The organism is Brenneria corticis (assembly GCF_003115855.1).
Classification (GTDB): Bacteria; Pseudomonadota; Gammaproteobacteria; order Enterobacterales; family Enterobacteriaceae; genus Brenneria; species Brenneria corticis.
On the sequence record NZ_KZ819093.1, the window covers coordinates 55,602 to 74,018 of the forward strand.

At 61.6% G+C, this 18,417-nt stretch carries 17 protein-coding genes; 10 read left to right on the top strand and 7 right to left on the bottom strand.

Translation table 11 applies throughout. The annotated features are described in order from the left end of the window. The first annotated feature begins 4 nt into the window (after positions 1 to 4). Genes DDT56_RS20235 through DDT56_RS20255 form a run of 5 tightly spaced genes read left to right on the top strand, consistent with a single transcriptional unit; the run spans position 5 to position 4,810 of the window. Positions 5 to 997, top strand: a complete 993-nt coding sequence (locus tag DDT56_RS20235) for an ABC transporter substrate-binding protein (RefSeq protein ID WP_136168192.1) — start codon at positions 5 to 7, stop codon at positions 995 to 997. 25 nt (positions 998 to 1,022) lie between these two features. Further along, on the top strand, positions 1,023 to 2,039 hold the full coding sequence (locus DDT56_RS20240; protein ID WP_136168193.1) for a zinc-binding dehydrogenase: 1,017 nt from the start codon (positions 1,023 to 1,025) through the stop codon (positions 2,037 to 2,039). Between the two features lie 32 nt (positions 2,040 to 2,071). Beyond that, positions 2,072 to 2,488, top strand: a complete 417-nt coding sequence (locus DDT56_RS20245) for a PaaI family thioesterase (RefSeq protein ID WP_136168194.1) — start codon at positions 2,072 to 2,074, stop codon at positions 2,486 to 2,488. Between the two features lie 10 nt (positions 2,489 to 2,498). Further along, positions 2,499 to 3,287, top strand: coding sequence for a VOC family protein (locus DDT56_RS20250; RefSeq protein ID WP_136168195.1), 789 nt, complete (start codon positions 2,499 to 2,501; stop codon positions 3,285 to 3,287). Further along, entirely contained in the window at positions 3,284 to 4,810 is a 1,527-nt protein-coding gene (locus DDT56_RS20255) for a class I adenylate-forming enzyme family protein (RefSeq protein WP_136168196.1), read from the top strand. Before DDT56_RS20250 ends, DDT56_RS20255 begins: the two co-directional genes overlap by 4 nt. Positions 4,811 to 5,000: 190 nt before the next feature. On the opposite strand, the gene DDT56_RS20260 is transcribed toward DDT56_RS20255, so the two are convergent. The 6 genes from DDT56_RS20260 to bioB all read right to left on the bottom strand — a co-directional run bounded on the left by DDT56_RS20260 (position 5,001) and on the right by bioB (position 11,860). After that, the gene (locus tag DDT56_RS20260) at positions 5,001 to 5,441 is read right to left on the bottom strand and encodes a VOC family protein (RefSeq protein WP_136168197.1); all 441 of its coding nucleotides are present in this window, start codon (positions 5,439 to 5,441) and stop codon (positions 5,001 to 5,003) included. A 36-nt stretch (positions 5,442 to 5,477) separates the two neighbouring features. Next, positions 5,478 to 7,487 carry an excinuclease ABC subunit UvrB gene (gene uvrB, locus DDT56_RS20265; RefSeq protein WP_136168198.1) on the bottom strand — a complete coding sequence of 670 codons (2,010 nt, stop codon included), beginning with the start codon at positions 7,485 to 7,487 and terminating at the stop codon, positions 5,478 to 5,480. 738 nt (positions 7,488 to 8,225) lie between these two features. Further along, positions 8,226 to 8,903 carry a dethiobiotin synthase gene (gene bioD, locus DDT56_RS20270; RefSeq protein WP_136168199.1) on the bottom strand — a complete coding sequence of 226 codons (678 nt, stop codon included), beginning with the start codon at positions 8,901 to 8,903 and terminating at the stop codon, positions 8,226 to 8,228. Then, on the bottom strand, positions 8,896 to 9,657 hold the full coding sequence (gene bioC, locus DDT56_RS20275) for a malonyl-ACP O-methyltransferase BioC (RefSeq protein WP_136168200.1): 762 nt from the start codon (positions 9,655 to 9,657) through the stop codon (positions 8,896 to 8,898). Before bioC ends, bioD begins: the two co-directional genes overlap by 8 nt. Further along, positions 9,647 to 10,795, bottom strand: a complete 1,149-nt coding sequence (gene bioF / locus DDT56_RS20280; protein ID WP_136168201.1) for an 8-amino-7-oxononanoate synthase — start codon at positions 10,793 to 10,795, stop codon at positions 9,647 to 9,649. The genes bioC and bioF overlap by 11 nt, the downstream gene beginning before the upstream one ends. A gap of 27 nt (positions 10,796 to 10,822) precedes the next feature. Beyond that, the gene (bioB, locus tag DDT56_RS20285) at positions 10,823 to 11,860 is read right to left on the bottom strand and encodes a biotin synthase BioB (RefSeq protein WP_136168213.1); all 1,038 of its coding nucleotides are present in this window, start codon (positions 11,858 to 11,860) and stop codon (positions 10,823 to 10,825) included. 94 nt (positions 11,861 to 11,954) lie between these two features. Between bioB and bioA the strand changes: the two genes are divergently transcribed. The 5 genes from bioA to DDT56_RS20310 all read left to right on the top strand — a co-directional run bounded on the left by bioA (position 11,955) and on the right by DDT56_RS20310 (position 17,437). Next, positions 11,955 to 13,244 (top strand): adenosylmethionine--8-amino-7-oxononanoate transaminase, encoded by a 1,290-nt coding sequence (gene bioA / locus DDT56_RS20290; RefSeq protein ID WP_136168214.1) that lies wholly within the window; start codon positions 11,955 to 11,957, stop codon positions 13,242 to 13,244. A gap of 98 nt (positions 13,245 to 13,342) precedes the next feature. After that, a complete protein-coding gene (locus DDT56_RS20295; protein WP_136168202.1) occupies positions 13,343 to 13,750 on the top strand; it encodes a CidA/LrgA family protein in 408 nt (135 codons plus the stop codon). Next, positions 13,750 to 14,445: a CidB/LrgB family autolysis modulator gene (locus DDT56_RS20300; protein WP_136168203.1), complete on the top strand. Its 696-nt coding sequence runs from the start codon at positions 13,750 to 13,752 to the stop codon at positions 14,443 to 14,445. Before DDT56_RS20295 ends, DDT56_RS20300 begins: the two co-directional genes overlap by 1 nt. Before the next feature lie 225 nt (positions 14,446 to 14,670). Beyond that, positions 14,671 to 15,558: a cytidine deaminase gene (gene cdd / locus DDT56_RS20305; protein ID WP_136168204.1), complete on the top strand. Its 888-nt coding sequence runs from the start codon at positions 14,671 to 14,673 to the stop codon at positions 15,556 to 15,558. 181 nt (positions 15,559 to 15,739) lie between these two features. After that, on the top strand, positions 15,740 to 17,437 hold the full coding sequence (locus DDT56_RS20310) for an NAD-dependent malic enzyme (protein WP_136168205.1): 1,698 nt from the start codon (positions 15,740 to 15,742) through the stop codon (positions 17,435 to 17,437). Between the two features lie 270 nt (positions 17,438 to 17,707). Here the strand turns inward: DDT56_RS20310 and DDT56_RS20315 are convergent. Then, the coding region (locus tag DDT56_RS20315; RefSeq protein ID WP_136168206.1) for an ABC transporter ATP-binding protein at positions 17,708 to 18,417 on the bottom strand (710 nt) is incomplete at its 5' end.

The window sequence follows — 18,417 nt, forward strand, 5'->3', positions numbered from 1 at the left end:
CGCCATGAAAAATATCATTGCAGCGGCCCTGATGGTCGCCGGGGCGCTGTTTGCCCAAAATCTCGCCGCGGCGGAAAAAGTACGCATCGGCTACTGGACCAGCGGCGTCAGCCTCGGCTATGGCGCGGTGCTGGAAAGCACCGATTTTCTCGCCCGTCACGGCATCGACGCCGAGTTTATCCACTTCCCGGACGTCAACGCGCCGGTAAAAGCGCTGGCTTCCGGCTCCATCGATCTGGCGTTCGGCGCGCCGCTGGCCGGCATCCTCAGCACCGCCGCCGAGGGGGTGCCGGTAAAAATCTTTGCCGCCACCCAGCCCGCCGACGTGCAGTTTGTGGTGCCGAGCGATTCTCCCATCACCCAGCTTTCCCAACTGAAGGGTAAAAAGATCGGCATGTCCCCGGCGGGCTCGTCGGTGGCGGTGATCGCCGGCGCCATTCTGGCCGGCAACTACGACATCAAAGCGGCGGATTTCTCGCTGGTGGGCGGCAACGAATCGCGGCTGGCGCAGTTCCTGGCGCAGAAGCAGGTGGATGCCGCCGCGCTGCGCTCGGTGACCATCGCCCAGTTGGATGAGCTGCATGTCAAACCCCTGGGCAGCTTTGCCGATGAGTGGCGCAAGCTCACCCACAGCGACGCCGTTCCCTATATCGGCATCGGCGCGGTGCGCAGCGATCTGATCGATAAACGGCCGGATACCGTGGCCCGGGTGATCGCCTCGCTGCGCGACACCCTGGCCTGGGGACAGGCGCATCCTGATGAGGTAGTGAAGATCCTGCAGAAAAAAGCCAACCTGCCGCAAAAAGACGCCGAAGTCTACGTCAGCCGCTGGGAGAGCATGAACCGGGTTTCGTTCGAGCAGGCTGATATCGATACCTTGAAATTGCAGCATAAGGTGTTCGTTGAAAGCGGCGCCATCAAGGGAGAGCTCAGCGACGGCCTGTTTGTCACCGGCCCCTACCAGCAGTCGAAATCCATCCCCCCGCTGGCCGAATAACCGCCAGCCCAACAGGAGACAACTTGTGAGCGACACCATGAAAGCACTGGTACTGACGCAGCACGGCGACCTCGATCGGCTGCGGGTGATCGATAACCATCCGCGGCCGGCGGCGCAGCCCGGCCATGTGGTAATCCGCGTCGGGGCGGCATCGTTTAACTATCACGACGTGTTTACCGTGCGCGGGATGCCGGGCATTACCGTTCCGCTGCCGGTGGTGCCCGGCCTGGATTTGGCCGGCGCCGTCAGCGCCGTCGGCGAGGGGGTCGACGGCTGGAAAATCGGCGACCGCGTGCTGGTCAATCCGCTGAAACCGGCCGTGGGGCTGATGGGCGAGATGATCGACGGCGGCATGGCGGAATATGCGCTGGCGGACGCCGCCCAGCTTCTCGCCCTGCCGAATAACGTCAGCTTTGCGCAGGCGGCGGCCCTGCCGGTGGCTTACGGCACCGCGCACCGTATGCTGGTCACCCACAACACCATTAAAGCCGGCGACCGGGTGCTGATCCTCGGCGCCAGCGGCGGCGTCGGCAGCGCCTGCGTGGTGCTGGCCAAGCGGCTGGGGGCGGAGGTTATCGCCTGCGCCGGCAGCGCGGAAAAAGCCGAGGCGCTCAGGGCGCTGGGGGCGGACCAGGTGGTCAACTACCGGGAAACCGATTTTGCCAAATGGGCCATCGCCGCCTACGGCAAACCGCAGCGCCGCACTTATGAAGGCGGCGTCGACGTGGTGATCAACTTCACCGGCGGCGAGACCTGGCGCCCGTCGCTGCGCTGCCTGAAACGCGGCGGCACGCTGCTGGTGTGCGGCGCCACCGCTGGTTACGACCCGCAGGAAGATCTGCGCTATATCTGGAGCTTCGAGCTGACGGTCAAAGGCTCCAACAGTTTCTACGCCGACAACCTCAGCGCCCTGCTGGAGATGGTGTCGCGCGGCGAAATCGATCCGCTGATTGACCGGGTCCTGCCGCTGGAGCAGGCCGCGGAAGGGCTGCGGCTTATCCGCGATCGCGAAGTGCTGGGCAAGGTTATCGTCACCCCCTGAGAACAATATCATCACGATAAAAGGTAATGCTAATGGCTGAATCCACACCGCTGAGCGCCGCCGATGTGCAGGCGCGTTTGCTACAAGGACCTTATCACCAATGGCTTGGTCTGCAGGTGACCGCCCTGGGAGAGGGGGAAATCGAATTAACCGCGCGCTGGCGCGAAGAATGGGTGGTCAACGCCGCCGGAGGATATACCCACGGCGGTATCCTCGCCGCGCTGATCGACCTGGCCGCCGACTGGGCGCTGGTGGCCTTTACCGGCCGGGGAGTGCCGACGCTGAATCTGCACGTGGATTACCACCGTCCGGCGCGCGGCGATCTCACCGCCCGCGGCCGGGTGATCAAAAGCGGTAAACAGGTCTCCTGCGCCGAAGCCGAGGTGTTCGACAGCGAGGGGCGTCTGGTCGCCAGCGGACGCGGCCTCTATTCCACCGCCACCGCCTGAGGAGCCGGCTATGTCTCTCTCTCTCGACCATCTGGTGCTTAACGCGCAATTCGAGACCGACCGCGCCGCGGCGCTGCTAAGCCGGCTCGGCTTCACCCTGACGCCGCGCGGCTATCACTCCATGGGGTCGATCAACCATCTGATTATGTTCGAGCGCCACTATCTGGAAATTCTCGGCTTGCCGCCCGGCGAGCCGGTGCAGCGCCGGGAACTGCTTGACGGTCCGCCCGGTCTCGACGGGCTGGTGTTCGCCAGTCAGGATATCGCCGCCAGCGCGCAGGCGATCCGCCAGGCCGGCTTTGCCGCGCAGCCCGTGCGCACCTTCTCCCGACCGGTGGATATCGACGGGCAGCGGCGGCAGGCGCGCTTTAGCACGGTGCATCTGGCGGCGGACAGTTTCAGCGCCGGGCGGATCTATTTCTGCCAGCATCACACGCCGGAGCTGGTATGGCGCGATGAGTGGCTGCGGCATCGCAACGGCGTGACGCGCATCGGCCAGCTGACGGTGGTCGGCGACGACCCCGCATCGCTGGCCGGCGACTATCAGGCGTTGGGCGCGTTGGCGCCGGGTTTTGAACTGGCCTTCCTGCATCACGACGCTTTCGCCCGACACTATCAGCATCTGCTGCAACCGGACCCGGCGCGTAAAAGCCGGTTTGCCGCGCTGCGTCTGCACGGCGGCGACCGCAAGCTGATCGCCGACCGGGCCCGCGCGCTCGATCTGCCGCTCAGCGAACAGCCGCAACGCCTGCTGGTGGCGCTACCGGCGTTCAATAGCCTGTTCGAGTTTCTGCCATGAACGGTCGTAATCTGGGCGTGCTGTTTACCGAACGCCGCGACGGCGAGCAGCCCGCGCTGATTGCGCCGCGCGCCGGGCAGCCTGCGCAGGCGCTCAGCTACGCCCGGCTCGACGCGCAGGCCAACGCCATCGGACGCGCCCTGCTGGCGCGCGGATTTCCCCCCGGCAGCAAGGTCGCCATTCTGGCGCTCAACTCGACGCAGTACGTCGCCGCGCTGCTGGGGATCCTGCGCGCCGGGCTGGTGGCGGTGCCCATCAATATCAAACTGCCGGTCGCCGCCATCGAGCATATTTTGCAGGACAGCGGCGCCCTCTTTCTTTTTGGCGACGACGCGCAGCTGGCGCGCCTCGCCAACCCGCCGCCGCATATCCCTTTTGACGACGACGCCCTGACGGCATTTAGCGACCCCGGCCCGCTGACGCCCTGGCCGGCCGGCCCGGAGGACGTGGCGCTGCTGCTGTATACCTCCGGCTCCAGCGGCGTGCCCAAAGGGGTCAAACTGAGCCACCACAGCCATCTGTGGGTGATAGAGACGCGTCTGGCGGCGCGCGAACTGCATGATGAACGGGTGCTTATCGCCGCCCCGTTTTACCATATGAACGCGCTGGCGCTGATCCTGCTGGCGCTGGCAAGCCGCGTCACCGCAGTGATCCTGCCGCAGTTCAGCGCCGCGGACTATATTCGCGCCATTCACGACCATCGCTGTAGCTGGCTGACGGCGGTGCCGCCGATGATCGCCATGATGCTGCGGGAAAAAGCCCTGCTGGCGCAAAGCGATCTATCCTGCGTGCGGGCGGTGCGCATGGGGTCGGCGCCGGTGAGCGCCAGCCTGATAAGCCAGATCCGCAAGCTGTTGCCGCAGGCGCGGATTATCAACGCCTACGGCACCACCGAGGGCGGGCCGGTGGTGTTCGGTGCGCATCCGCAAGGGCGCCCGCTGCCGCCGCTGGCCGCCGGCTACCCGCATCCGCAGGTTGAACTGCGGCTGCGCGGCGAAGACGGACGGCTTTCCCGCCGCGGCGTGCTGGAGCTGAAAAGCCCGGCGCTGATGCTCGGCTACCACCAGCGGCCGGATATCGCCCCCTTCACCCCGGACGGCTATTACATTACCGGCGACGTGTTCCGCCAGGACGATGAAGGGTTCTACACCTTTATCGGCCGCCATGACGATATGTTCGTCTGCGGCGGGGAAAATATCTATCCGAGCGAAGTGGAGCAGCTGCTGGAACGCCACCCGGCGGTGCAGCAGGCCTGCGTGGTGCCGGTCGCCGACGAGATTAAAGGCCATAAACCCGCGGCCTGGGTGGTGCTGCGCCCCGGCAAACAGGTCGGCGTGGAGGAGCTTAAAGCCTTTACGCTGCGCGAGGGCGCGGCCTATCTGCATCCGCGCCATATCTGGCTGCTCGAGCGTTTTCCGCTGGCCGGCACCAACAAAATCGATCGCCAAGCGCTGAAACAGGAAGCCGCCCGGCGGATAGCGCCCGCCGGCCTGAGCGGCACGGGAGAACAGCCTGAGCGTTAACCGGCATAATCCTTACCAGATTGCTGGCAAACACACCGAAATAGTCATCCCCGAATACCGCCAGCAATCATCCCCGCGGCAGTCACCTCCGTCATCCCCGCGGCAGTAGGCAGGGATCTACTTCCGCTGGCGGCTCGGTGTTGCTGAGATGCCTCCTCGCGAAAGCGGGGATCTGCGGGCATGACGAAGGTCAGAGGGCAGACTCCCGCAGCCAGGGCGTATGGGTCACGCCGACCAGCATCCCCTCGGGACTAAGGAAACGCGTAACCTGCTGCCCCCAGGGTTCCAGCCGGTTATCCACCAGCAACGCATACCCCTGCCTTTTAAGCGCCTGCGTTGCCTGCTCCATATCGGCAACGTCAAACTCCAGCCAGCTCTGTGGCACAGGCAGTTCCGACGGCCACCGATCCTGCCCAAAGCAGGATTGGCTGGCCTGCTCCAGCGGCCATAACGAAAAATGTTTCACGCCGTCCAGCTTATCCGTGGTCAAATAATCGCTATTGCCCTCCAGCGGCTTTAACGGCAGGCCCAGCGTGTCAACGTAGAGCCTATAGCTGGCCGGAGCTGATTTTACGATGGGGCCAAAACCCGCAACAAACAAGACATCTACACCCGGTATAGCAACATCCATAACGATCCCTCAAAACGTTTCTGCTCGCATCATCCGTCAGGACAACGCAATAAACTGCGCGCGCAGCGCCTGTACCTGATCGCGCAGACCGGCCGCTTCTTCAAACTCCAGATTCTGCGCGTGGGTCATCATCCTGCTTTCCAGCTCGCGGATTTTCTGCTCCAGCGCTTTCGGCGTCAGCGCCAGATAGTCGGCCGCCGGCTCCGCGGCTTTCTTGCCGCGCCCTTTGCCTCTGTTGCTCGGCTGCCCCAGTTGCAGGATATCGGCGATTTTCTTGTTCAGCCCCTGCGGCACAATGCCGTGTTCCAGGTTGTACGCCTGCTGTTTCTCACGGCGGCGCTCGGTTTCGCTAATCGCCCGCGCCATCGAGGGGGTAATTCTGTCGCCATACAGAATGGCCTTGCCGTTCAGGTTACGCGCCGCGCGGCCGATGGTCTGAATCAACGAGCGCTCGGAACGCAGGAAGCCTTCCTTGTCGGCGTCGAGGATAGCCACCAGCGACACTTCCGGCATATCCAGCCCCTCCCGCAGCAGGTTGATGCCCACCAGCACATCGAATTCGCCCAGCCGCAGATCGCGGATAATTTCCACCCGTTCGACGGTATCGATATCCGAGTGCAGGTAGCGCACCCGCTCGCCGTGTTCTTCCAGATATTCGGTTAAATCTTCCGCCATGCGCTTGGTCAGCGTGGTGACCAGCACCCGCTCGTTCACCGCGGCGCGCAGACGGATTTCCGATAGCAGATCGTCCACCTGGGTGGCCACCGGCCGCACCTCCAGCACCGGATCCAGCAGGCCGGTGGGACGCACCACCTGATCGATCACTTCGCCGCCGGATTTTTCCAGCTCATAGTTGCCCGGCGTCGCCGACACGTAAATGGTCTGCGGCGCCAGCGCCTCGAACTCCTCAAACTTCATCGGCCGGTTGTCCAGCGCCGACGGCAGGCGGAAGCCGTACTCCACCAGGGTTTCTTTACGCGCCCGGTCGCCGCGGTACATGCCGCCTATCTGCGGAATGGTGACGTGCGATTCGTCGACCACCAGCAGCCCGTCGGCCGGCAGGTAGTCGAACAGGGTCGGCGGCGGCTCGCCGGGGCCGCGCCCGGACAGATAGCGCGAATAGTTTTCGATGCCGGAGCAGTAGCCCAGCTCGTTCATCATTTCCAGATCGAACTGGGTGCGCTGGCTCAGCCGCTGCTCTTCCACCAGCTTATCGTTCGCCAGCAGTATCCTGCGGCGTTCGGCCAGCTCCACCTTGATATCTTCCATCGCCTGCAAAATACGCTCGCGCGGCGTCACATAGTGCGTTTTCGGATAAATGGTATAACGCGGCACGACGTGCAGAATCTGCCCGGTCAGCGGGTCAAACAGCGACAGCCGCTCCACTTCTTCATCAAACAGCTCGACGCGCAGGGCCACCTCGTCCGATTCGGCGGGAAAAATATCGATCACCTCGCCGCGCACGCGGAAGGTGCCGCGCTGAAACGCCTGATCGTTACGGGCATACTGCAATTCCGCCAGGCGCCGTAAAATCGCCCGCTGGTCGATAATCATCCCCTGCGTCAGATGCAGCATCATTTTCAGATACAGGTCGGGATCCCCCAGGCCGTAAATCGCCGACACCGACGCCACCACCACCACATCCCGCCGCTCCAGCATCGCCTTGGTGGCCGAGAGCCGCATCTGTTCGATATGTTCGTTGACCGACGCATCCTTCTCGATAAAGGTATCGGAACTCGGCACGTAGGCTTCCGGCTGATAGTAGTCGTAATAAGAGACGAAATACTCCACCGCGTTATCCGGGAAAAAAGCTTTCATTTCCCCGTAAAGCTGGGCGGCCAGCGTTTTATTGGGCGCCAGCACCATAGTGGGACGGTTCAGGTCGGCGATCACATTGGCGATGGTAAAGGTTTTGCCCGAACCGGTTACCCCCAGCAACGTCTGATGCGCCAGCCCATCCTCCAATCCTTCCTTTAAACGACGAATGGCTTCCGGCTGATCCCCCGCCGGCTTAAATTCGGAATTCAGTTTGAATGCTTTACTCATAGTCGAATACGTTACTCATGAATGGGCTATCGGATAACACGCGAATGGAACTGAACGGCCGTTATTGACCCTTAAGTTATTATGGGAAGCAATCGCGGACTTTACCACCGCCATGATACTGGATATAAAAACAGCATCAAGAAAATTATCGCCCGGCTGAATGATTAATCAGCGCATGGATTCGCTAGCATAACGGCTGCCGATCCACCAGAAAAAGTTAGCTACTTTTTATCCCCAAAACGGATAATTTTCGTAACCTGCCGCCAGCGCCAGATTACTAATTTATGTCAGCGGGCGCCAAGCGTAATCAAGGCACTTGATTTTAAATAACATAATGATTTTCGTAGGATTTAAAAAAAAGCAGAGAATAACGTCAACCCGACGGAAACCCGCGTCAGCTCTCGTCTGGCATGGTTTTCCTAACGCTCATGCACACAGTTATCCACAGAAATAGTGGATAACTCCCACAACCCCGCACCCGCTCTGTGTTACAGAAATACTACCTTCATCAAATATCATCGCCGACACGGATTTTTTTCACCCCTTTTCTGCGATTTATCTCATAAGTATTAGACTGAAAAATGCTAAAAACGGAACGCGGATTCCAGAAACGCATTCAGCGATGGCAAGGGCTAAGGGGGAAAATCAAGATATTTTTTCTATTGATTGATGAATAAATACCAGGCTAATTATCAATCCGGGGATAAAGCCGGGTATTTATTATCGGCAGGTGAAACGTCAGCCCAGCCGCGACAGGTCGATATACCGCCCCAGATTCTGCAACTGCGGCAGCGCCAGATGCGGGATTTCGCCCAGCATCGGGGCGGGCAGGCGCTGCTGCAAACCGAGCAGATATTCCCGATGGCGCTTTCCCGGCGCTTCAACGTCGTTGGCGATCCAGCCGCCAAGCGTTAATCCGGCCTGGCGGATGGCGCCGGCCGTCAGCAGCGCATGGTTAATGCAGCCCAGCTTGATGCCCACCACCAGAATAACCGGCAGTTGCTCCCGCGCCACCCAGTCGGCGAAGGTTTCGTGCGCCGACAGCGGCGTAAACCAGCCGCCGGCCCCTTCCACCAGCAGCCAGTCCGCCTGCTGCTCCAGCGCCCGCAGCCCCGCGGAGAGCGCGGACAGGCGAATAGGCCGCCGCTCCGCCGCGCTGACGATATGCGGCGACGTCGGCTCGATAAACGCCAGCGGATTGACCTGCTGATAATCCAGCCGCACGCCGCTGTTGGCCTGCAGCAGCAAGGCATCGCCGTTGCGCGCGCCCTGCGGGGTTATTTCGCAGCCGGACGCCACCGGCTTATAGCCGGCGGTACGGTATCCGGCCCCATTGGCGGCCTGCAATAGCGCGCAGCTGGCGATGGTTTTGCCGACGTCGGTATCCGTTCCGGTTACAAACCAGCGCTTAATCACGATAAATCACTCCGTAAATCAGTTGATAGCTGAGCGGATAGCCCTCCTGCCGCCGAGGATAGCCCGACGCCAGCGCATTAAGACGCCCGCGGCTGAGCAAACCGGGCGCGCGTCCCTGATGCAGCCAGGTGGCGCCGATGCCTTTCAGCGACTTCAGCAGCGCCAGCACGTCGGGGAAGCAGTGGGTCACCCGCTCCTGGTGAAATTGATGGCGGTAAGGCCGGCAGGCGGCCCGGATGGCGGGAACGGAGAGAAAACGGTTCACCCGGCGGCTGCCGTCCACACGCCGCCAGGCCTGCGCCAGCTCGCTCAGCGATCCGTCCGCCAGCGTGGAAAAGGCGATGGCGCCGCCCGGGCGGGTCACCCTGTACAGTTCGGCCAGCGCGCGCGGCAGATCGTCGCACCACTGCACCGCCAGATTGCTGTAGCTGATATCCACGCTGCCGTCCGCCAGCGGCAGGTTTTCGATGTCCCCCAGCACATAGCGGTGCGCGGCCCGTTGCTCGCCGGCGTAGGCCAGCATCTCGGAAGACAGGTCCAGCGCGGTCACGGTCTTATCCAACTGCCGCCAGCGGCGGCTGAAGTGACCGGTGCCGCAGCCGGCGTCCAGCACCTGCGATCCATGATGCGACGCGACCATCTCCAGCAGGCGCGCGCCGCTGGCCCGTTGCAGCGCCGCATAGCGGTCGTAGCTGTCCGCCGCCCGGCCGAACGCCCGGGCAATGGCCGGTTTATCGTGGGTTTCAGTCGGCATGGCGCAGCACCGTCAATAATTGCTCAATATCTTCCGGCCGATGCGCCGCCGTCAGCGTAATCCGCAGGCGGGCGCTGCCGGGCGGCACCGTGGGGGGACGCATCGCCGTTACCCATATTCCCTGCGCGCGCATGCGCGTCATCAACGCCAGCGCGCGGGCGTTGTCGCCGACCAGCAGCGGCTGAATGGCGCTATCGGAGTCCATCGGCCGCCAAGACGTGGTATCGCAACCGGCGCGGAACCGGGCGATATTGCCCCGCAGCGCCTCCCGCAGCGCCTCTCCCTGGCGGACGCAGTTCAGCGCGGCGCTCAGCGCGCAGGCCTGCGCCGCGGGCATGGCGGTGCTGTAAATCAGATGGCGGGCGAACTGCAACAGGTATTCCGCCAGCGGTTCGGCGCACAGCACGGCGGCGCCGCTGACGCCGAACGCCTTGCCGAAGGTGACGATCAGCAGCTCGGGCCTCACCTGCTGCCGCCAGCAGCTTCCCCGCCCTTCCTCGCCCAGCACGCCGACCCCGTGGGCATCATCCACCATCAGCCAGGCGCCGCGTTCACGACACAGCGCATGCAGCTGCGGCAGCGGCGCGCTATCGCCGTCCATGCTGAACACCCCTTCGGTGACCGCCAGGGTTTGACCCGCGGCGGGCTTTGCCAGCAGGCGCCGCAAGGCTTGCTGGTCATTGTGGGTAAAACGCCGCAGCGTCGCCGGCGAGTGCGCCGCGGCCTCCAGCAGGGAAGCGTGACTCAGCCGGTCGGCCAGAATGCTATCGCCCGCCTGGGTCAGCGCGGCGACCACCGCCTGATTCGCCGCGTAGCCGGAAATAAACAGCAGCGCGCGCGGATAGCCCTGCCACTCCGCCAGTTGTTGCTCCAACGTCTCATGGGCGTCGGTATAACCCGTCACGTGGCCGGAGCCGCCGGAACCGACGCCATAACGCTGCGCGCCCTGCCGCCAGGCGTGAATAATTTCCGGGTGACGGCTCAGCCCCAGGTAATCGTTGCTGGAAAAATTGAGGTAGCGCCGTCCGTCCTGCGTCAGCCAGCGGCCGTTGCCGCCCTGATTGGCCCGCCGCGTGCGGTAGGCATCATCCTGACGGCGTTGTTCCAGCGCCAGCGCAATGCGCTGTTGCCAGCTCATGGCCGCCGGCGCCGCGCAGGCGAACCGCTACAGCGCGGCATTGTAGAACTGCTCCGTATCGGCGTGGGTCAACTGCCGCGTCAGCCGCTGCTGCTGTTGGTTATCGCCGTACTCCACCTCGGTCTGCTGCGGGTTCAGCCCCAGCTTGCGGAACAGCGCCAGATCCTTATCCTCTTTGGGGTTCGGCGTGGTCAGCAGTTTGCAGCCATAGAAGATGGAGTTGGCGCCGGCCATAAAGCACATCGCCTGCGTCTGTTCGCTCATCTGCTCGCGACCGGCGGAGAGGCGCACGTAGGAGGACGGCATCATAATGCGCGCCACGGCGATGGTGCGGATAAAATCAAAGGCGTCGACGTCCTCGTTATCGGCCAGCGGCGTGCCTTTTACTTTTACCAGCATATTGATCGGCACGCTTTCCGGCGGCGTCGGCAAATTAGCCAGCTGCACCAGCAGGCCGGCGCGGTCGCGCACCGTTTCCCCCAGGCCGACAATCCCGCCGGAGCAGACCTTGATGCCGGCGCCGCGTACCTTATCCAGCGTATCCAGACGCTCCTGATAGCTGCGGGTGGTAATAATGCTGCCGTAAAACTCCGGCGAGGTATCGAGATTGTGGTTATAAAAATCCAGCCCGGCGGCGGCTAAACGCGCCGCCTGATCGCCGTCCAGGGTGCCCAGCGTCATGCAGGTTTCCATGCCCAGCGCTTTGACGCCCTGCACCATCTGCTCCAGATAGGGCATGTCGCGCTCGTGCGGATTTTTCCAGGCGGCGCCCATACAGAAACGGGTCGAGCCGGCCGCTTTCGCCTGGCGGGCGGACTCCAGCACCTGCTCCACCTGCATCAGCCGTTCGGTTTCAATGCCCGTACGGTAGCGGGAACTTTGCGGACAGTATTTACAGTCTTCAGGGCAGGCGCCGGTTTTGATCGACAACAGCGTGCTGACCTGTACCTGACGGGGATCAAAATGCTGACGATGAACCTGCTGCGCGGCAAACATCAGCTCCAGAAACGGCTTGTCGAATAGATCTTGCGCTTGCTCAAGCGTCCAGTAAATGCGGTCGGCCATGGCGGCGTCTCCAAAATAAAAACGTTTCATCAGTTTAAATTAACCCTTTATACTGTCAACCAACTCAATGCACTTTTAGTTTACGACACCTATGATGACGCCTGACGACCTCGCCTTCGACCAACGCCATATCTGGCATCCCTATACCTCCATCACCCGACCGCTGCCTGTTTATCCGGTGGTCGCCGCCGACGGCGTCGAGCTTGAGCTTTCCGACGGACGGCGTCTGGTCGACGGTATGTCTTCCTGGTGGGCGGCGATCCACGGCTATAACCATCCGGCCATCAATCAGGCGTTACAGCAGCAGATTGCGCGGATGTCGCACGTGATGTTCGGCGGCGTTACCCATCCGCAGGCGGTGGCGCTCTGCCGTCGGCTGGTGGCGATAACGCCGGACGCGCTGGAGTGCGTATTTCTGGCGGACTCCGGCTCGGTCGCCGTGGAGGTGGCGCTGAAAATGGCGCTGCAATACTGGCAGGCCCGCGGGGAGCGGCGTCAGCGTTTCCTCACGCTGCGCCACGGCTACCACGGCGACACCTTCGGCGCGATGGCGGTCTGCGATCCGCAAAACTCGATGCACAGCCTGTACCAGGGCTATCTGCCCGCGCATCTGTTCGTCGACGCCCCGCAGTGCCGGTTCGACGACGAATGGCGGGAGGAGGATATCGCCCCGCTGCACGCGCAGCTGGCGGAACACGCCGCTCAACTGGCGGCGGTGGTGCTGGAGCCTATCGTCCAGGGGGCCGGCGGCATGCGTTTTTACCATCCGCGCTATCTGCAACGGGTGCGGGAACTGTGCGATCGCTACGGCGTGCTGCTGATCGCCGATGAGATCGCCAGCGGATTCGGCCGCACCGGCAGGCTGTTCGCCTGTGAACATGCGGGCGTCACGCCGGATATCCTCTGTCTGGGCAAAGCGCTGACCGGCGGCTATCTGACGCTTTCGGCCACGCTCACCACCCGGCAGGTGGCCGACACCATCAGCAACGGCGCGGCGGGCTGCTTTATGCACGGCCCGACCTTTATGGGCAACCCGCTGGCCTGCGCGGCGGCCAACGCCAGCCTGGATCTGCTGGCGGAGAACCGCTGGCAGCGCCAGGTCTCCGCCATCGAACGGCAGCTGCGTCAGGCGCTGCAACCGTTATCCGCCGCGCCCGAGGTGGCGGATGTGCGGGTGCTGGGGGCGATTGGCGTGGTGGAGACGCGCCGCCCGGTCGATATGGCGCGGCTGCAGCATTTTTTCGTGGCGCGCGGCGTGTGGATCCGCCCGTTTGGCAAACTCATCTATCTTATGCCGCCGTTTATCATTCGGTCCGAACAGCTACGCCGCCTTACCGACGCCATCGGCGAGGCGGTTTCCGAGCGTGGCCTGTTTACCGGCTGAGCGGACATCCTGATTTACGGGCCAGGAAAATATGTGATCTATGGCACACTAATTCCATTAGCGTTATCATGGCCGCATCAGTTAATCAGGACTTTCCCATGCGTAATACTATTACCCTTTGTTGGCGGTATTTACGCGCTTTCGCATTGATTTACCTCTGTCTGCTGGCAGGCAATGCGATATCCGCGTTACTCCCTCTGGTTATTCCAGGCAGCATTATCGGTATGCTGATTCTATTCTCGCTTCTCGCTTCGCAGATCCTGCCGGCCGCCTGGGTGAAGCCCGGCTGTCATCTGTTTATCCGCCATATGGCGCTGCTGTTTGTGCCGATAGGGGTAGGCGTGATGAACTACTACGATCTGCTAAGCCAGCAGTTTGGTCCGATCGTCGTTTCCTGCCTGATCAGTACCTTTGTGGTGATGATCGTCGTCGGTTTCAGCACCCAACTGATGCAGCGTGAACGCGCCATCGCCGCCGATAACCCGCCAACCGAGGACAAACCCTAATGCTCGCCAATTTGTGGTGGTCGTTGCCGCTCACTCTGCTGGTCTTTTTCGCCGCCCGTAAGCTGGCGGTGCTGACCAAAATATCGTTGCTGAACCCGCTGCTGGTTTCGATGGCGATTATCATTCCCCTGCTGCTGCTGTTGCATATCCCTTACGATCGCTACTTTAAAGGCAGCGAAGTGCTTAACGATCTGCTGCAGCCCGCCGTGGTCGCGCTGGCCTTTCCGCTCTACGAGCAGATTCACCAAATCCGCGCGCGCTGGAAATCCATCATCAGCGTCTGTTTTATCGGCAGCCTCGCCGCCATCGTTTCCGGCACCCTGGTGGCGCTTTGGATGGGCGCATCCCCTGAGATCGCCGCCTCGGTGCTGCCGAAATCCGTCACCACGCCGATCGCCATGGCGGTCGCCAGCTCGCTCGGCGGTATTCCCGCCATCAGCGCGGTGTGCGTTATTTTTGTCGGCATCGTCGGCGCGGTGGTGGGACACGGGATGTTCGATCGCATCGGCATTAAGACCAAAGCCGCGCGCGGCCTGTCGATGGGAACCGCTTCGCACGCCCTGGGCACGGCGCGCTGCGCGGAAGTCGATTTTCAGGAAGGGGCGTTCAGTTCGCTGGCGCTGGTGATCTGCGGAATTATTACTTCGCTGGTGGCGCCGTTTATTTATCCGGTGCTGCTTCACCTTGCCGGTTAAAACGGCTTGGCGTTTTACGATTATGGGTTAAGGCAGCTGCCTTAACCCTTTGGCCCTATTCCCGCCCTCTTTGCGCAGGCGCAATAGAATAAAAAATCAACATGCATCACATATTTTTAATATCTATTTCACTCATTACATATATAACGAGATAATAATCACAATATATTGCTATTCTGCTACTTAATATGGTGCCTATTCATCAATACAAAAGAGCAAGCCGATATGCATTCACGCTTTGATAACGCCCTGCAACAGCTGCCATCCCGTTTGCAATCCGCCCTGGAGCCCATTCTGCACCGGCAGGATTTTGCCGCCATGCTGACCGCGGATGAAGTGGCCGGGCTGGCCGACGCCGGCCGGCTGGATACCAATGCGCTGGCCTTTGCCCTGTTGCCGCTGGCCGCCGCCTGCGCGCTGGCCCCGCACTCTCATTTTCAGGTGGGCGCCATCGCCCATGGCGTGAGCGGCAATTTTTATTTCGGCGCCAATATGGAGTTCAGCGGAACGCCGCTTCAGCAAACGGTACACGCGGAACAAAGCGCGATTAGCCACGCCTGGTCGCGCAATGAGCCGGCGTTGGCGGCGATAACGGTGAACTACACGCCGTGCGGCCACTGCCGGCAGTTTATGAATGAGCTTAACGCCGCGTCCACGCTGCGTATTCAGCTGCCGGGCCGTCAGCCCGCCCTGCTCGGCCATTATCTGCCGGACGCCTTCGGCCCCGGCGATCTGAACATCAGCACCCGGTTGATGGATGAGATCGACCATGCCTGCATGCTGGAGCATCAGGACGCGCTGGTCCTTGCCGCGCTGGACGCCGCCAACCGCAGCCACGCGCCATACACTCAGGCGATAAGCGGCGTGGCGCTGGAAACGCACGGCGGCGCCATCTATGCCGGGCGCTACGCGGAAAATGCGGCGTTCAACCCCAGCCTGCCCCCTCTGCAGGCGGCGCTTAACCTGATGAATCTGGCGGGCGAGCGGCATACGGCGATACGACGGGCCGCCGTGGTCGAACGCCGCGACGCCGCCATCAGCCAATGGGAATCGTCCGCGGCGTTGCTGAACAAACTGGGCTGTAAAAATGTTACCCGACATTTCGTGCAGTGACGGCGCGCATTAAATGAACTAGTTGAATCGATACAGCTTTTTTTATCCGCCGATGCAAGCCATCTGTAACTATTTTAATTAACATTTTCTGTACATATTTTGTGGGTAATTTAAGATCCGGGCCACAGCGTTTTTATTATTCACCCGAATTCGTTTCTGTTACCCGAAGAGTAAAAAAGTCATGGAATTAGAATACGAAAGTAAACGTCCTCTCTACATCCCCTATGCTGGTCCAATACTTCTTGAATTTCCCCTACTGAATAAGGGCAGCGCTTTTACAGAAGAAGAACGCGCCGACTTTAATCTGTATGGTTTATTACCGGAAGCCGTCGAAACTATCGAAGAACAGGCCGAACGAGCCTGGCGTCAATATCAGGAGTTTAAAAACGATATAGAAAAGCACGTATACCTGCGCAATATCCAGGATACCAACGAAACGCTGTTCTATCGTTTGCTGGACGCCCACCTCAGCGAGATGATGCCCATCATCTATACGCCGACCGTCGGCGAAGCCTGCGAGCACTTCTCTGATATCTACCGCCGGGCGCGCGGCCTGTTTATCGCCTACCCCAACCGCGCGCATATCGACGATATGCTGCAAAACGCCACCAAGCAGAATGTGAAGGTTATCGTGGTTACCGATGGCGAACGTATTCTGGGCCTGGGCGACCAGGGCATCGGCGGTATGGGCATTCCCATCGGTAAACTCTCGCTGTACACCGCCTGCGGCGGCATCAGCCCGGCGTATACCTTGCCGGTGGTGCTGGATGTCGGCACCAATAACCCGCAGCGTCTGAACGATCCGCTCTATATGGGCTGGCGTCACCCGCGTATTACCGATGACGAATACTACGATTTTGTGGATGAATTCATTCAGGCGGTTAAACGCCGCTGGCCGAACGTGCTGCTGCAGTTCGAAGATTTCGCCCAGAAAAACGCCACGCCGCTGCTGAATCGCTATCGCGACGAGATTTGCAGCTTCAATGACGACATTCAGGGCACCGCGGCCGTTACCCTCGGCAGCCTGATTGCCGCCAGCCGGGCGGCGGGCAGCCAACTGCGCGACCAGACCGTGGTGTTCCTCGGCGCCGGCTCCGCCGGATGCGGCATCGCGGAACAAATCATCGCCCAGATGAAGTCTGAAGGTTTGAGCGAAGATGAAGCCCGCGCCAGGGTATTTATGGTTGACCGCTTCGGCCTGCTGACCGATAAGCTGCCGAACCTGCTCGACTTCCAGAGCAAGCTGGTGCAGAAAAGCGAGCTGCTGACCCGCTGGGACGTCGCCAGCGACGCGATCTCCCTGCTGGAAGTGGTGCGCAACGCCAAACCGACCGTGATGATCGGCGTTTCCGGTCAGCCCGGCCTGTTTACCGAAGAAATCATCCGTGAGATGCACAGACACTGCGAACGCCCCATCGTGATGCCGTTGTCCAACCCGACGTCGCGCGTGGAAGCCCGCCCGGAAGACATTATCCGCTGGACGGACGGCGCCGCGCTGGTCGCCACCGGCAGCCCGTTCGCGCCGGTTCACTATCAGGATAAGGTTTACCCCATCGCCCAGTGCAATAACTCCTTTATCTTCCCGGGGATTGGCTTAGGGGCGCTGGCATCGGGCGCGACCCGCATTACCGACGTCATGCTGATGGCGGCCAGCCGCACCCTGGCGGACTGCTCTCCGCTGGCGAACCACGGCGAAGGCGCGCTGCTGCCGGATATCGCGGATATTCAGGAAGTATCGAAACGCATTGCGCTGGAAGTGGGTAAAGCGGCGCAGTTGCAGGGCGTGGCGGTGGTGACCTCCGGCGATGCGCTGGCAAAATCCATTGCCGACAACTTCTGGCAACCGCAGTACCGCAGCTACAAACGCACCTCGTTCTAATCTCCTCGTTATTTTCGACCGAAGAGCGCGGCTTAGGCCGCGCTCTCAAACCGATGACAAAGTACAATTTCGTATCATAATTTCCAAATTCGTCACTCAGCGCCCTTTTCCGTCGTCCCTGCGGTAGTCGGCAGGGATCTGCATTTGATGGCGACTCAGTGCAGGAGATTCCCGCCTGCGCGGGAATGACGCAGGGTGGGAACGACTGTAGTGATGAGGTTTGTCAGCAACCTCAGCGCGGCTTAGGCCGCGCTCTGCCTCCCTATTCCTTTACCCCGCCGCCGCCGCTTCGGGCCGCACGGCATCCGGCGCCATCGCCGCCAGCACTTCACGCCGCAGATCGGTAAACGCATAGCTGGCGCGGTCGCGGGGCGTCGGCAGCGTCACCTCCACCACCTTGGCTATCTGCCCCGGATGCGACTGCAGCACCACCACGCGGTGGCTCAAATAGAGCGCTTCCTCAATGTCGTGGGTCACCAGGATCATACTGGTGCGCTCGTGCTGCCAGATATGCAGCAGTTCATCCTGCAGCCGGATGCGCGTCAGCGCATCCAGCGCCCCCAGCGGTTCGTCCAGCAGCAGCACTTCCGGACGCGCCACCAGCCCGCGGGCAATGGCGGCTCGCTGCGCCATACCGCCGGAAAGCTGGTGGGGAAAGGCCTGCTCGTAGCCCGTCAGCCCGACCAGTTCAATATGTTCGCGCACCGCGTCGCGTTTGCGCGCCGCCGGCCAGGAGACGTTTTCCACCGCCAGCGCGATATTCTCCTCCAGCGTCAGCCACGGCAGCAGACGGTGGTCCTGAAACACGATGCCGCGCTCCGGGCCGGGACCGCTAATGCGCCGCGTACCCAGGGTAATCTCGCCCTGGTAGTCCTGATCCAGTCCGACAATCAGGCGCAGCAGAGTACTCTTGCCGCAGCCGCTCGGCCCGACGATGCTGACGAATTCGCCCGGCTCCACCGTTAAATCGATGCCGCGCA

What these genes read in the sequence shown, in the direction of transcription:
- DDT56_RS20235 (WP_136168192.1), top strand. Translation starts at nt 5, where the DNA reads ATGAAAAATATCATTGCAGCGGCCCTGATGGTCGCCGGGGCGCTGTTT.
- DDT56_RS20245 (WP_136168194.1), top strand. Translation starts at nt 2,072, where the DNA reads ATGGCTGAATCCACACCGCTGAGCGCCGCCGATGTGCAGGCGCGTTTG.
- DDT56_RS20250 (WP_136168195.1), top strand. Translation starts at nt 2,499, where the DNA reads ATGTCTCTCTCTCTCGACCATCTGGTGCTTAACGCGCAATTCGAGACC.
- DDT56_RS20255 (WP_136168196.1), top strand. Translation starts at nt 3,284, where the DNA reads ATGAACGGTCGTAATCTGGGCGTGCTGTTTACCGAACGCCGCGACGGC.
- DDT56_RS20260 (WP_136168197.1), bottom strand. Translation starts at nt 5,441, where the DNA reads ATGGATGTTGCTATACCGGGTGTAGATGTCTTGTTTGTTGCGGGTTTT.
- uvrB (WP_136168198.1), bottom strand. Translation starts at nt 7,487, where the DNA reads ATGAGTAAAGCATTCAAACTGAATTCCGAATTTAAGCCGGCGGGGGAT.
- bioC (WP_136168200.1), bottom strand. Translation starts at nt 9,657, where the DNA reads ATGCCGACTGAAACCCACGATAAACCGGCCATTGCCCGGGCGTTCGGC.
- bioF (WP_136168201.1), bottom strand. Translation starts at nt 10,795, where the DNA reads ATGAGCTGGCAACAGCGCATTGCGCTGGCGCTGGAACAACGCCGTCAG.
- bioB (WP_136168213.1), bottom strand. Translation starts at nt 11,860, where the DNA reads ATGGCCGACCGCATTTACTGGACGCTTGAGCAAGCGCAAGATCTATTC.
- bioA (WP_136168214.1), top strand. Translation starts at nt 11,955, where the DNA reads ATGACGCCTGACGACCTCGCCTTCGACCAACGCCATATCTGGCATCCC.
- DDT56_RS20295 (WP_136168202.1), top strand. Translation starts at nt 13,343, where the DNA reads ATGCGTAATACTATTACCCTTTGTTGGCGGTATTTACGCGCTTTCGCA.
- DDT56_RS20300 (WP_136168203.1), top strand. Translation starts at nt 13,750, where the DNA reads ATGCTCGCCAATTTGTGGTGGTCGTTGCCGCTCACTCTGCTGGTCTTT.
- cdd (WP_136168204.1), top strand. Translation starts at nt 14,671, where the DNA reads ATGCATTCACGCTTTGATAACGCCCTGCAACAGCTGCCATCCCGTTTG.
- DDT56_RS20310 (WP_136168205.1), top strand. Translation starts at nt 15,740, where the DNA reads ATGGAATTAGAATACGAAAGTAAACGTCCTCTCTACATCCCCTATGCT.